Source organism: Geodermatophilaceae bacterium NBWT11, from assembly GCA_014218215.1.
Lineage (GTDB): Bacteria > Actinomycetota > Actinomycetes > Mycobacteriales > Geodermatophilaceae > Klenkia.
In genome coordinates this window covers 2,402,502-2,415,003 of record CP043652.1, presented here as the reverse complement: position 1 = coordinate 2,415,003, position 12,502 = coordinate 2,402,502, and the positions used below count along the sequence as shown (strand labels likewise).

The 12,502-nt window shown below is 74.0% G+C and carries 10 protein-coding genes; 2 read left to right on the top strand and 8 right to left on the bottom strand.

Translation table 11 applies throughout. The annotated features are described in order from the left end of the window. Positions 1 to 17: 17 nt before the first annotated feature. The 6 genes from F1C76_11605 to F1C76_11580 form a co-directional block, all read right to left on the bottom strand. Entirely contained in the window at positions 18 to 776 is a 759-nt protein-coding gene (locus tag F1C76_11605; GenBank protein ID QNG39183.1) for a carbohydrate ABC transporter permease, read from the bottom strand. 104 nt (positions 777 to 880) lie between these two features. Continuing rightward, positions 881 to 1,831 carry a sugar ABC transporter permease gene (locus tag F1C76_11600; GenBank protein ID QNG37151.1) on the bottom strand — a complete coding sequence of 317 codons (951 nt, stop codon included), beginning with the start codon at positions 1,829 to 1,831 and terminating at the stop codon, positions 881 to 883. Beyond that, positions 1,828 to 3,159, bottom strand: coding sequence for a sugar ABC transporter substrate-binding protein (locus F1C76_11595; protein ID QNG37150.1), 1,332 nt, complete (start codon positions 3,157 to 3,159; stop codon positions 1,828 to 1,830). The genes F1C76_11600 and F1C76_11595 overlap by 4 nt, the downstream gene beginning before the upstream one ends. A gap of 51 nt (positions 3,160 to 3,210) precedes the next feature. Beyond that, positions 3,211 to 4,203, bottom strand: coding sequence for a hypothetical protein (locus tag F1C76_11590; protein ID QNG37149.1), 993 nt, complete (start codon positions 4,201 to 4,203; stop codon positions 3,211 to 3,213). Between the two features lie 104 nt (positions 4,204 to 4,307). Further along, positions 4,308 to 6,623 carry an AAA family ATPase gene (locus tag F1C76_11585; GenBank protein ID QNG37148.1) on the bottom strand — a complete coding sequence of 772 codons (2,316 nt, stop codon included), beginning with the start codon at positions 6,621 to 6,623 and terminating at the stop codon, positions 4,308 to 4,310. Positions 6,624 to 6,698: 75 nt separating this feature from the next. Further along, the gene (locus tag F1C76_11580) at positions 6,699 to 8,459 is read right to left on the bottom strand and encodes an FAD-dependent monooxygenase (GenBank protein QNG37147.1); all 1,761 of its coding nucleotides are present in this window, start codon (positions 8,457 to 8,459) and stop codon (positions 6,699 to 6,701) included. Positions 8,460 to 8,560: 101 nt separating this feature from the next. Between F1C76_11580 and F1C76_11575 the strand changes: the two genes are divergently transcribed. Continuing rightward, positions 8,561 to 9,436, top strand: coding sequence for a 3-methyladenine DNA glycosylase (locus F1C76_11575; GenBank protein QNG37146.1), 876 nt, complete (start codon positions 8,561 to 8,563; stop codon positions 9,434 to 9,436). A gap of 5 nt (positions 9,437 to 9,441) precedes the next feature. Here F1C76_11575 and F1C76_11570 read toward each other — a convergent pair whose 3' ends face one another. Both F1C76_11570 and F1C76_11565 read right to left on the bottom strand, forming a co-directional pair. Next, positions 9,442 to 10,374 (bottom strand): phosphotransferase, encoded by a 933-nt coding sequence (locus tag F1C76_11570; GenBank protein ID QNG37145.1) that lies wholly within the window; start codon positions 10,372 to 10,374, stop codon positions 9,442 to 9,444. A gap of 43 nt (positions 10,375 to 10,417) precedes the next feature. Next, complete coding sequence (locus tag F1C76_11565; GenBank protein ID QNG39182.1) at positions 10,418 to 11,296, bottom strand: haloalkane dehalogenase; 879 nt, start codon at positions 11,294 to 11,296, stop codon at positions 10,418 to 10,420. A gap of 158 nt (positions 11,297 to 11,454) precedes the next feature. On the opposite strand from F1C76_11565, the gene F1C76_11560 reads away from it, so the two are divergent. Continuing rightward, positions 11,455 to 12,216, top strand: a complete 762-nt coding sequence (locus F1C76_11560; GenBank protein ID QNG37144.1) for a MerR family transcriptional regulator — start codon at positions 11,455 to 11,457, stop codon at positions 12,214 to 12,216. Positions 12,217 to 12,502: the final 286 nt, after the last annotated feature.

The window sequence follows — 12,502 nt, the reverse complement described above, 5'->3', positions numbered from 1 at the left end:
GGGCCACCCCGGACGGGTCAGCGCAGGCCGCTGCGGGCCACGCCCTCCACGAACTGCTTCTGGAACAGCGCGAACACCACGAGCACCGGCAGCGTCGACAGCAGCGCCATGCCCATCAGCGCCGGGTAGTCGGTGCCGTACTCGCCCTGCAGGAACGCCAGCCCGATCGGCACGGTGAACAGCTGCTGGTCGTTGAGCACGATCAGCGGCCAGGCGAACTCGTTCCAGCGGTACATGAACGTGAGGATCACCAGCACCGCGATCAGCGGCCGGCACATCGGGAGCACGACGGACCAGAACACCCGCAGGTGCCCGGCGCCGTCCATCCGGGCGGCCTCGAGGATCTCGTCGGGGATGGCGAGCATGAACTGCCGGCACAGGAAGATGCCGAACGCCTCCGCCGCGCGCGGCACGATCACCGCCCAGTAGGAGTCGATCCAGCCCAGCCCGGCGACCAGCTGGAACTGCGGCACCATCACGACCTGCACCGGGATCATCAGCGTCGAGACGATGACGACGAAGACCGCCTGCCGGCCGCGGAACCGGTACTTGGCCAGCACGTAGCCGGCCATCAGGTTCAGCGTCACCGACAGCGCCATGGCCACCAGCGCGATGGCCAGGGAGTTGACGAAGAAGCTGCCGAAGGGCAGCAGCTCGAAGGCCCGGCGGAACCCGTCCAGGGTGGGGTTCTCCGGGAACCAGCGCAGCGGGCCGCTGGTGAGGGAGCCCTGCCCGCTGAAGGCGGTGACGACCATCCAGTACAGCGGGAAGAGCATCACCACCGCGCCCAGGACCAGCGCGACCTTGCGCCCGGAGATCCATCCGGCCCCACCGCGCTTCGGGGTCCGCCGCAGCGCCTCGGGCTTGGTCTGCAGGGTGGTCACTGGTCGGCCTCCGTCGCCTTCTGGCGGCGCCACCACAGCGCCGTCAGCACCGCGATCAGCAGGTAGGTGACCACGCCGATCGTCGCCGCGTAGCCCTGCCGGCGGGCGTCGAAGCCCTCGGCGTAGGCGTAGGTCACGAGCATCTCGGTGGCGTTGCCCGGGCCACCGCCGGTGAGCACGTAGACGATGTCGAACACCTGGAAGCTCTCGATCACGCCCAGGACGACGAGGAACACCGTCGTCGGCTTGAGCAGCGGCACGATGACGTGCCGCAGCCGGGTCCACCGCCCGGCGCCGTCCATCTGGGCGGCCTCCAGGTACTCGGTCGGGATCGACTGCAGCCCGGCCAGGTAGACGACCATGCAGAAGCCGATCTTGGTCCACACGCTGATCAGCACCAGCGAGGCCATCGCGCCGACGCCGTCGGACTGCCAGGGCACGCCGTCCAGACCCGCCCCGCGCAGCAGCCGGTTGACCACCCCGACGTTCTCGTTGAACACCCACCGGCCGGCGACGGCGATGACCACGCCGCTGATCACGTAGGGCACGTAGTAGATGCCGCGCAGCAGCCCGCGACCGCGCATCGGCCTGTTGATCGCCAGCGCCACGCCGAGGCCGAGCACCAGCGACACCGGCACGGTGAGCAGCGCGTAGACCCCGGTGTTGAGCGTGGCCCGCCAGAACGTGTCGTCGCCGAACAGCTCGCTGTAGTTCTCGAACCCGATGAACTCCCTCGGCCCGAACCCCGAGGAGGAGTACAGCGAGAGCCAGAACGTGGCCAGCAGCGGGAGCAGCAGGAACAGCCCGAACACCAGCAGGTTCGGCGAGAGCATCGCCCAGGCGGCGGCGGAGTCCTTCCACGCGCCGCGCCGCTTCCTGGTGGGCCGCTGCTCCTCGTCGTCCTCGGGCAGGGGCGCGGTGACCGCCGCCGGGGCCGTCGTAGTCACGAGAGCCGGCCGGCGATGTCGTCGGAGAGGTCGGCGAGCACCCCGGCCGGGTCGTCCCCGGAGAGGAACGCCTGCTCCAGCCGGTCGACCATCGAGGCGTTGACCGCGTTGAACTGCGGCACGGTGACCTGGGCGGACAGCTCCGGGGTGATCGTGGTGGCCTGCTGCACGAAGAGCTCCATGAGATCGGGGCGGACGGCGTAGTCCAGCTGCTGGTCCAGCAGCGCCGTCCGGGTGGGCAGCACGGTGGCCTGCGCGCAGAACAGCGCCTGGGCCTCGTCCCCGGACAGGTAGGCCAGGAAGTCCGCGGCGGCCTCGGGGTTCTTCGACTGCGAGGTGGCGACCACGGCGTTGCCGCCCAGGTCGGCCGAGGCCCGCTCGTCCCGGGGCAGGAACGTCGCGCCGTACTCGCGGCCGGCGCTGAGGAAGGCCGGGTCGATGGTGGGCAGCAGGAAGTCCCCGGCGAACACCATCGCGATGGTGCCGGCGGTGAACAGCTCGTCGACGTAGGCGCCCTTGGTCGACGTCGTCCGCGGCACCAGGCCGTCGGCGAAGAAGGACTGGGTGAAGGCCAGGGCGTCCCGGCCCGCCCGGCTGTCGATCGCGGGCCCGGTGAGGTCCTCGGTGAGCAGCCGGCCGCCGAGCTGGTCGACCCAGTTGAGCCAGCGGTAGGCCCCGGCGAGCTGCCAGTTGACCCCGAAGGCGAACTGGACCTCCCCGGTCGGCAGCGACCGGGCGATCGAGCCGAACTCCTCCCAGGTCCAGGCGTCGTCCAGGCTCTCGGGGATGCGGGCCCCCGCGAGTGCCTCGGTGTCGTAGAGGACCAGGGAGGTGTCGGTGTGGTGCGGCACGCCGTAGACCCGGCCCTCGGACTGCACCGCGGAGACGAATGCCGGGCCGAACCCGTCGACGAACCCGCTGGGCAGCAGGTCGGTGAGGTCGAGCAGGGCGTCGCCGGCGGCGTAGATGCCGATGTCCTGGTAGGTCACCCGGAACAGGTCCGGCGCCCGACTGCTGGCCAGGCCCGCGTCGATGCCGGTCAACGCCTCGCCGAACGGGACGACGTTGAAGACCACCGGGATGCCGCTGGTGCGCGACCACTCCTCGGCGACGGTGGTGAACGCGGTCAGCTCGGCGTCCCCCGCCCACAGCGTGAAGCTGAGCCGGCCCTCGCGGCTGGCCGTGCCGTCCCCGCGCTGCAGCTCGAACCCGGTGCCGCACCCGGCGAGGGCCAGCGCACCGGCCCCCGAGGCGGCCAGGAAGGACCGTCGCGAGAACCCGCGACTACGTCGTGAGTCGATCACCGCTGAACAGTCGGGGTTCCGCACGTCACACGCGAGTCGATCTTGGTCCCCCGCTGACGAGAAGCGCCCTTGTCGTCAGGGGTGGAGGCGCTCGACGGCGGCGTTGGAGGTCCAGAGCCGGACGCCGGACGCGGCGACGGCGGCGTCGCCGGGGGCGGCCGGGTCGAAGGGGGTGCCGCCCAGCCAGGCCCAGGCGGCCGGACGACGGCCGATCACCTCGGTGAGCCGGGCCAGGGGGCGGTGCACCTGCCGGTCGACGTCGGCCGGGGTCCGCACCGACGCCGAGCTGGCGTGGGTGGCCGAGTGCCCGCAGACGACGTGCCGGGTGGCGAGGTCGGCCAGCGCGTCCCAGCTCATCGCCAGCGGTGCGTCGCCGGGCAGGTCCTCGTCGAGCACGCCCAGGTCGTGCTCGGCGGCGAAGGCGCGCTGCTCGCCGGCGGGGCAGTCCAGGAACTCCGTCGGCGGGTAGAACCAGCCGACGAGGCCCAGCTCCTCGCACAGCGGCGCGGCCACCTCGGCGGCGCTGGCGAACCCGTCGAAGAAGGCCGGGACGACGCCGGGCCGCGGGTCGGTCCAGCGGCCGGTGTCCAGCGCGGTGTGCAGCTCGGCCTCGGTGACCGGGGCGAACCGCTCGGCGTACCAGGTGAGCTCGCGCCGCAGCTCGGCCGCGTGCGAGGCGGGGGTGTTGTGCCAGTTCACGACCCGCAGGTGCCGGCCGGCGAGGACGGCGTCGTGCACCCGCGCGGCCTCGGCGTCCCGGTCGCCGCGGCCGGTGTCGGCCGGGCGCCATGCGGCCAGTGGAGCGGCGGAGGGCTCCGCCGCAGGACCGGGCGGCCGGAAACGCAGGTGGGCCAGGGCGGCGAGGGCGTCCTGCACGGTGGTGTCGGGGGCGGCGGCCCGGAGCACCCGCCAGGCCCGGTCGAGGTCCTCGGCGAGCGCCCGGTCGTCGTCGGTACCCGTCCCCGGGGCCCCGCCGTGCAGCGCGACCAGCATCGCCACGCCGGCCCGGTCCTCGTCCTCGCCCGCCACCGCGTGGGCGGCGGCCAGCACCTCGTCGTCCGTGGTCACTCGAGGAGTCTCCCTCGCTCGCCCCTCCGGCGAAGGAAGCTCTGCACCCCATCCGCGGCCCCGATGGGGGTGTAGAGCTTCCTTTGCCGAGGGGGGCGGGGGGTTCAGTCGGTGAGCCGGTGCAGGCTCTCGGGGAGGTCGCCGGTGTGCAGCACGGCCAGCCGTTGGGTGGCCCGGGTGAGCGCCACGTAGAGGTCGCTGTCACCGCGGACGCCCTCGGTGAGCACCCGCTCGGGCTCGACGAGGACGACGGAGTCGAACTCCAGGCCCTTCGCCTCGGCCGGGCGCAGCACCACGGTGCCGGCCGAGGAGTCCGCGCCGGCGCCGGCGGTGACCGAGGACAGCTCGGCCGAGACGGCGGCGAGCACCGCGTCGAACCGGCTGACCGGGGTGATGACCGCCGTCGTCCCGCCCTTGCCGGACAGGTCCGAGGTCACCATGACCACCCGGTCGAGCAGCTCGCGCTCGTCCACCCGCTCGGCGCGCGGGTGCTCGCCGCTGCTGCGCACCGAACGGGGCGCCTCCAGCTCCGAGCCCGAAGCGGCCAGCACGTCGGCGGCGACGTCCATGATCTCGGTCGGCGTGCGGTAGTTGACGGTCAGCTGGGCCAGCCGCCACTGGGTGCGGGCGTGCGGGGTGAGCACCTCCGACCAGCTCGAGGCACCGGCCAGCGAGCCGGTCTGGGCCAGGTCGCCGACCACGGTCATCGACAGGGTCGGGCACTTGCGGGCCAGCACCCGCCACGCCATCGCCGACAGCTCCTGCGCCTCGTCGACCACCACGTGCCCGAAGGTCCAGGTGCGGTCGGCGGCGGCCCGCTCGGAGGTGGACCGGTAGTCGGCCTCCTCCTCGCGGTCGGCCAGCCCCTCGGCGTCGAGCAGGTCGGCGGCGGTGAGCTCCTCGGACTCCTCGTCGTCGTCCGCGTCGTGCGAGCGGGAACCGTGCAGCAGGTCCAGGGTGCGCTGGGCGTCGTCGACCCCGGCCTGGCGGCGGCGGGCGGCCGCGGCGCGCTCGGCGCTGTCGTCCACCCCGAGCAGCTCGTCGGCCTCCTCCAGCAGCGGCACGTCGGCCACGGTCCACGGCGCGTCCGCGGGGCGCAGAAGCAGCGCCCGGTCGGCCTCGGAGAGGTCGCGGCCGGCCCGGGCGAGCCGGTCGGCCGAGGAGAACAGGTCGCGCAGCAGCTCCTCGGGGGTGAGCAGCGGCCACAGCTCCTCCACCAGGTCGGCCACCGCGGGCTCGCCGGCGATCTCCTGGCGCAACGCGCGCCGGTCCTCGGCGTCCATCAGGTTCTCCCCGCCGCGGACGTCGGAGCCCAGCCGGTCGGCCACCCGCTGCGCGATGAGGTCGACCAGGCCGCGGTAGAACGCCGGCCGGGCCAGGTTGTGCAGCCGCGACGCCCGCCGCGCCTGGGTGCGCACCCGGCTGATGTCGCCGGCACGCAGCCGGATCCGCTCCCGGTCCACGACGACCTCGCGGGTGCCGCGCAGCACGCCCTGCCGCTCCTTGACCGCCGCGGCGATCACGGCGGCCATGTCCAGGCGGCCCTTGACCTCGGCGGTCTCGGGGCCGTCCAGCGCGGTCGCGTCCAGGCCGGGGCGCAGCTGGCCCAGCCCGGCCATCACGACGCCGGTCTCGCCGAGGGCGGGCAGCACGTCGGCGATGTAGCGCAGGAAGGTCGGGGTGGGGCCCACGACCAGCAGCCCGCTGCGGGCCAGCCGGTCGCGGTGGGTGTAGAGCAGGTAGGCAGCACGGTGCAGGGCGACGGCGGTCTTGCCGGTGCCCGGCCCGCCCTGGACGACGAGGATCCCGCGCGAGTCCGAGCGGATGATCTGGTCCTGCTCGGCCTGGATCGTGCGCACGATGTCGGTCATCCGGCCGGTGCGGTCGGCGGTCAGCGCCCGCAGCAGCGCGGCCTCGCCGGTCAGCCCGTGCTCGTCGGCCTCCTCGCCCTCGGCGAGCACCAGCACCTCGTCGTCGACGTCGGTGACGGTGCGGCCCAGCGTGCGGATGTGCCGACGCCGGGTGACGCCCTCGGGCCGGAACGGGGTGGCGGTGTAGAACGGCCGGCTCGCCGGGGCCCGCCAGTCGACCAGCGCGGGGTCGCCGCCGGCGTCGTCGGCGGGCAGCCCGGTGCGGCCCACGTAGAGCGGCTGCGGGGTGGACTCCCGGTCCAGGCGCCCGAGCACCAGGCCGGCCTCCGCGGCGTCCAGCTGCACGATCCGGGTGCCGTGGAAGCGGACCGCGGCCTCCTTCTCCCCCATTGCCTGCGCGTTGTCCACCAGCGGGGCCGAGATGGCCTGCTGCCGGCGGGTGACGGCGAGCTCGCGGGCGGCGTCGAGCCGGGCGTACAGCCCCGTGACGTGCTCCTGCTCGGCAGCGAGCACGGGATCGGTCGGGACCTCAGGGGTGGCGCTCGGCACGGTTCGCAGACTCCCTGGGGGTGGCGCTGGACGAGAGCCAGCCACGGTAGTCGCGCTGCCACCCCCGGGGGTCACTCAGGCCGGACGACGCCCCAGGACGGCGTCCAGCGCGGTCGCCAGCCACTCCCGGGCCTGCTCCGCCGAGGCCGGGGCGGTCAGCTGCCGGGCCGCGACGTACCCGTCGGGGCGGACCAGCAGCACCCCGCCGTCCGCGGTCTCGCGCAGCGCGGCCCAGGTGCCGTACGGGTCGTCGTAGGGCAGCCCGGGCCCGATCGGGACGGCGGTGAGCTGCAGCCCGCGCTCGGCACCGAGCTCGGCGGCGGCCTCCACCCAGGCCTCGCCGCCGACGCCGGTGACGACGGCGAACCGGCCCTTCCCGACCAGGTCCAGGGTGGAGACCTCCCGGCCGTCGCGGGTGACCCAGGTGTGCGGCAGCTTGGCGCCGGGCCAGGTGGTGGGCCGGGCGTACAGCTCGGCGTCCCGCTCGTAGGCCGGCATCGGCGTCCCGTCGGGGACCACCGCGCCCGAGGCGTAGCGCTGGTTGTGCTCCACGCCGTGCGCGTCGAACTCGTAGGCCTTGTGCGCGATCGCGTCCCGGACGGCGGCCCGGATGCGGTCGCCCTCGGGGCCCGGTGCCCGGCGCAGCGCGAGCTGGCGCTCGAGCACCTCGACGTCGGTGGTGTCGGTCAGCTCCAGCGCCGCCATGATCCGGCCGGTGTCGGCGATGGACTGGTTGGCCCGCTCGACGACCTGCCGGGCGATGGGGGCGCGCTCGGCGTCGTAGGAGTCCAGCAGCGCGGGGTCGGCGGTCCCGGCGATGACGTGGGCGAGCTTCCAGGCCAGGTTGTAGGCGTCCTGGATCGAGGTGTTGGAGCCCAGGCCGTTGGTCGGCGGGTGCCGGTGCACGGCGTCCCCGGCGCAGAAGACCCGGCCCTTCGAGATCGTCGTCGCGAAGTGGTGGTTGACCGTCCACGGCGACCCGGACAGCACCTCCATCTCGAAGTCGTCGGTGCCCACCAGGCCCACGGCGAGCTCACGGACGAACGCGTCGGTCAGCTCCGGCGGGCCGTCGGCGACCGCGTAGCCCCACATCAGCATCCACTCGGTCCAGGGCTTGATCATCCGCAGCACGCCCAGCCCGACGCCCTCCTTCTCCGCGCCCGGCTGGAGCATCCAGTAGAGGACCGAGGGCCGGTGCGCGACCAGGTGCGTCAGGTCGGCGCGGAACACGATGCCCAGCGCACCGCCCACCGCGCCGGGGACCTCGAAGGGCAGCTCGAGGTCGGCGGCGACCGCACTGCGGGCGCCGTCGGCACCCACCAGGTAGCGGGAGCGCACCTCGTACTCCACGCCGGTCATCCGGTCCCGCAGCGTGGTGGTGACGCCGTCGTCGTCCTGGACGTGGGAGACGTACTCGGTCTCGAACCGCACCCGGGCACCCCGGTCCTGGGCGGCCTTCACGATCACCGGCTCGGTGATCGTCTGCGGGGCGTCGAGCATCGTGCAGGGGCTGGCCAGCTCGTAGTCGGCGTGCCGCACGGTGTCGGTCCCCCACGAGGGGATCCGGCCGAGCTCCTCCCCCGCCAGGCTGGTGCAGAACGTGGTGGTGCCCATCAGCTCCCACGGGGTGGCCAGCGCGGTGAGCGTCTGCTCGACGCCCATGTCGCGCAGGGTCTCCATGGCCCGCTGGTTGGTGATGTGCGCCCGCGGCTCCTGGGACAGCCGGCCGTACTTGGTGACGACGAGGACGCGCGTGCCGTAGGTGGTTAGGAACAGCGCGGCGGACGCGCCGGCGGGGCCGGTGCCCACCACCAGGACGTCGGTCTCCACGGGCACGGGTGTCTCCTCAGCTGGGGTGGTGACCGCGGTCACGGCTGGGTCGGACGATCGTTGAACGCGCGACCACTGTCAAGGGAGCCCCGCTCTACCCTCGAGCCGTGACCGTGCTGCCGCCCGACGTCGCGGCCGCCCGGGCCGCCGCGCACCGCGAGCGGCTGCTGCCCTGGGTGGGCCCGCACCAGGAGCGCCGCAGCCGGCGCGAGGCGCACCCGGTCTGGGACTTCCTCTTCACCTACTACTCCGAGTCGCCCGCCAAGCTGCTGCGCTGGCACCCCGGCGTGGGGACGGCGGTGACCGGCGAGCTCGCCGAGGAGCGGCTGGGCTGGCCGATGTACGCCCGACTCGGGGACGGGTCGGTCGGCCTCGACGTCGCCGCGTTCCGGGCCAAGCGGGGGACGGCGGCCGGCTGGACGGCGTCCCTGCTCGAGCGGACGGCGTCCCGGGCCGGACAGTTCGGATGCTTCGGGCTGCACGAGTGGGCGATGGTCTACCGCTCCGGGGACGACGTCCGGCACGGCGCGGTGCCGCTGCGGCTGGGGTCGGCGGGCACCGACGCCGTCGTCGAGGGGCACCGGCTGCAGTGCACGCACATCGACGCGTTCCGCTTCTTCACCGAGCCGGCCGTGGGGCGCAACAGCCTCACGCCCACCCGGGAGACCCAGTCCGAGCTGGAGCAGCCGGGCTGCCTGCACGCCACCATGGACCTCTACAAGTGGGCCTACAAGCTCTCCCCCGCCGTGCCCGGCGAGCTGCTGGCCGACGGCTTCGTGCTCGCCGCCGACGTCCGCGAGCTCGACATGCGGGCCAGCCCGTACGACCTGGCCGACCACGGCTGGTCCCCCGTGCGCATCGAGACCGCCGCCGGCAAGGCCGAGTACGCCGCCGCCCAACGCGGCTTCGCCGCCCGCGGCGCGGCCCTCCGCGAGCGCCTGCTGGCCGTCTGCGACGCCGTCCTGGAGCCCGCGGGCGTCTGACGCCCTCAGGTCAGCGGCGTCCGCAGGTCGGTGAGCGGGGGCGAGTCCCGCCATCCTGCGACCAGCGGCTCCAGCGCGTCGACCATGCCCGGCACGGCGTCGGCCAGCGGGAAGACCGCGAGCAGCTGCAGCAGCCGGCCCCGCTCGCACAGCGCCAGCACCTGCGGGTCGAGCCCGGGCAGGCCCAGCTCGGCGGCGGCCTCGTCGTACCCGGCCCGCACGCCGGCGGGCACCCCGGCCACGTCCCACTCCCGCGGGCCCAGCCCGACGTGCTCGAAGTCCGAGCTGAGCACCCCGTCGGCGGTCACGATCACGTTGTAGAACGGGGCGTCGCCGTGCACCGGCTGCACCGGCACGTCGGGGAAGACCGCGGCGTGCACGGTCGGGTCGGTGGCCCACGGCTCGAGCACCGCCCACTCGGCGAGGGCGCGCTCGACGTCGTCGGCGGTGACGTGGCCGGGCCTGGTGTCGGCGAGCTGGACGATCCCGTCGGGCACCGAGGGGTCCAGGGGCACCAGCCAGTCCAGGTCGACGGGGCACGTGGCCAGCGCTGCCTGCAGCCGGGCCACCACGGCACCGCTCTCGGCCTCGGTGACCGGGTCGGGCAGCTGCTCGACGAGCTCCCACAGGGTCAGCGCGTGCCCGCCGGCCTGCAGCGGCTCGGGGTGCGCGGGGCGGACGCACGGGAACCCGGTGCCGGCCAGCCACGCCGTGGCCTGCAGCTCCAGCCGCATCTGGCGCAGCTGCGCGCTCCGGTCGGCCAGCACCGTCCGCCCGAGCACCGTGGGCACCCGCGCGACCACCGGGGACGGTGCGAGGTGGACGACGACGGAGAACCCGTCGTAGAGCACCCGGGGCTCCTCGACGACCAGCCCCAGCGTGCGGGCGGCCGCCACGGCAGCGGCGACGGCGGACTCCTGGCGGGCCGGTGCGCTCACCGGCCCGACCCTGCCAGCCCCGCCCGCCGTCGGGCCACCGGTTTCAGGGCAGGCTGCGCAGCCAGTCCGCGATCGCCGTCCCCAGCTCGTGCGGGGAGTCCTCGGGCACGAAGTGCGAGCCCGGCACGGTGACCTCGGTCAGCGCCGGCCACCGACGCACCAGGTGCCGCAGCCGCCCGGTGAGGATCGAGCCCGGGTCGGCGTCCAGGAACAGCTTGGGCACCTCGGAGTGCGCCAGCCACTGCCCGTAGTGGTCGACGACGTCGTGCACGTCCGGCGGCACGTGCTCGATCGGGATCTGCCGCGGCCACTCCAGCGTGGGCCAGCGGTCCTCCCGCTCCAGGAACGGCTGCCGGTACCGGTCGTGGGCCTCCGGGGTCAGCCCGTGCAGGGTCGAGGCGGGGAGGATCCGCTCGACGAAGGTGTTGCGGTCCAGGACCAGGGACTCCCCGGCGTCCGAGCGCATGCCCTGGAAGACCCCCTTGGCCGCCCGGGGCCAGTCCGCCCAGAGCAGCGGGCTGACGATGGCCTCGGTGAACGCGATCGCCCGCACCCGCTCGGGGTGCCGGGAGGCCCAGTCGAACCCGAGCGCGGAGCCCCAGTCGTGCAGCACCAGGGTGATCCGGTCGCCGAGCTGCAGGTCCTCGAGCAGGTCCTCCAGGTACGCCGCGTGCGTGGCGAAGGAGTAGGTGCCGCGGCCGGGGTCCTCGAGCTTGTCCGACTCGCCCATGCCGATCAGGTCCGGCGCCACGCACCGGCCCTGGTCGGTGAGGTGCGGGATGACGTTGCGCCACAGGTAGGACGACGTCGGGTTGCCGTGCAGGAACAGGATCGTCTCCCCGGACCCGGTGTCGACGTAGGCCATCTCCTTGCCGCGGATGCTGACGCGGGAGCGGGGGAAGCGGTCGTCCGGGGAGGGCAGCACGCCCCGATCCTGGCCCCGTCCCCCCGCCCACGCCCGACGAGAAGCGCCCTTCTCGTCAGGGACGCTGACGAGAAGGGCGTTTCTCGTCGGGAGCGGGGTTGACCCTGACGCGACGTCAGGCGCTTCAGTCGAGATCGTCAGAGAGAGGAGGGGCCGTGAGCCACACGGTGGGAGAGCTCGCCCGGCTGGCCGGGGTCACGGTGCGCACGCTGCACCACTACGACCGGATCGGGCTGCTGACGCCGTCCGGCCGTACGTCGGCGGGGTACCGCGTCTACGACGTGCCCGACGTCGACCGGCTGCAGCGCGTGCTGCTCTACCGCGGGCTCGGCTTCGGCCTCGAGGAGATCGGCGCACTGCTGGACGACCCGGACGTCGACGCGGGGGAACACCTGCGTCGACAGCACCGGCTGCTCACCGAGCAGCTGGACCGGACGCACCAGATGGTCGCGGCCGTCGAGAAGGAGATGGAGGCACGGCAGATGGGGATCTCGTTGACCCCGGAGGAGCGGTTCGAGGTGTTCGGCGACTGGCTGCCCGAGCAGTACGCCGACGAGGCCCAGGAGCGCTGGGGCGACACCGACGCCTGGGCGCAGTCGCAAGGGCGGCAGCAGGCGATGAGCAAGCAGGACTGGCTCGACGTCAAGGCCGAGACCGCCGACCTGGAGGCCCGCTTCGCCGCCGCACTGGCCGAGGGCGCCCCCGCCGACGGGCAGCGGGCACGGGACCTGGCCGAGGAGCACCGCCAGCAGATCACCACCCGCTGGTACGACTGCCCGCCGGAGCTGCACGCCTGCCTGGGCCGGATGTACGTGGAGGACGACCGGTTCACCCGGTACTACGACGCGATCGCCCCCGGCCTCGCGCAGTACGTCAGCACCGCCGTCGTCGCCAACGCCGAGCACCCCGCGACCTGACCCTCGTCGGCGTCGATCAGCTGGGACGACCACCGTGCGTCCTCCTCCACCGACGCCGGTGGAGGAGGACGCACTCTCCTCGTCGGAGCTGATCGACGCCGGGTCCGGGCGGGCGCCCCGAGACCCTCGTCACGCCGCGGGTGAACGCCGGGTGGCCGGCGGGCGAGCAGCCGTCGTCGTCACAGGTCCGTGACCTCTTCTTGACCGTTCGTTCACCGGGGGTCCACCGAACGGCACCCGTCCGCTCACCGGCTGACCGGACCGTTCCACCCGACAGCGACCCGGG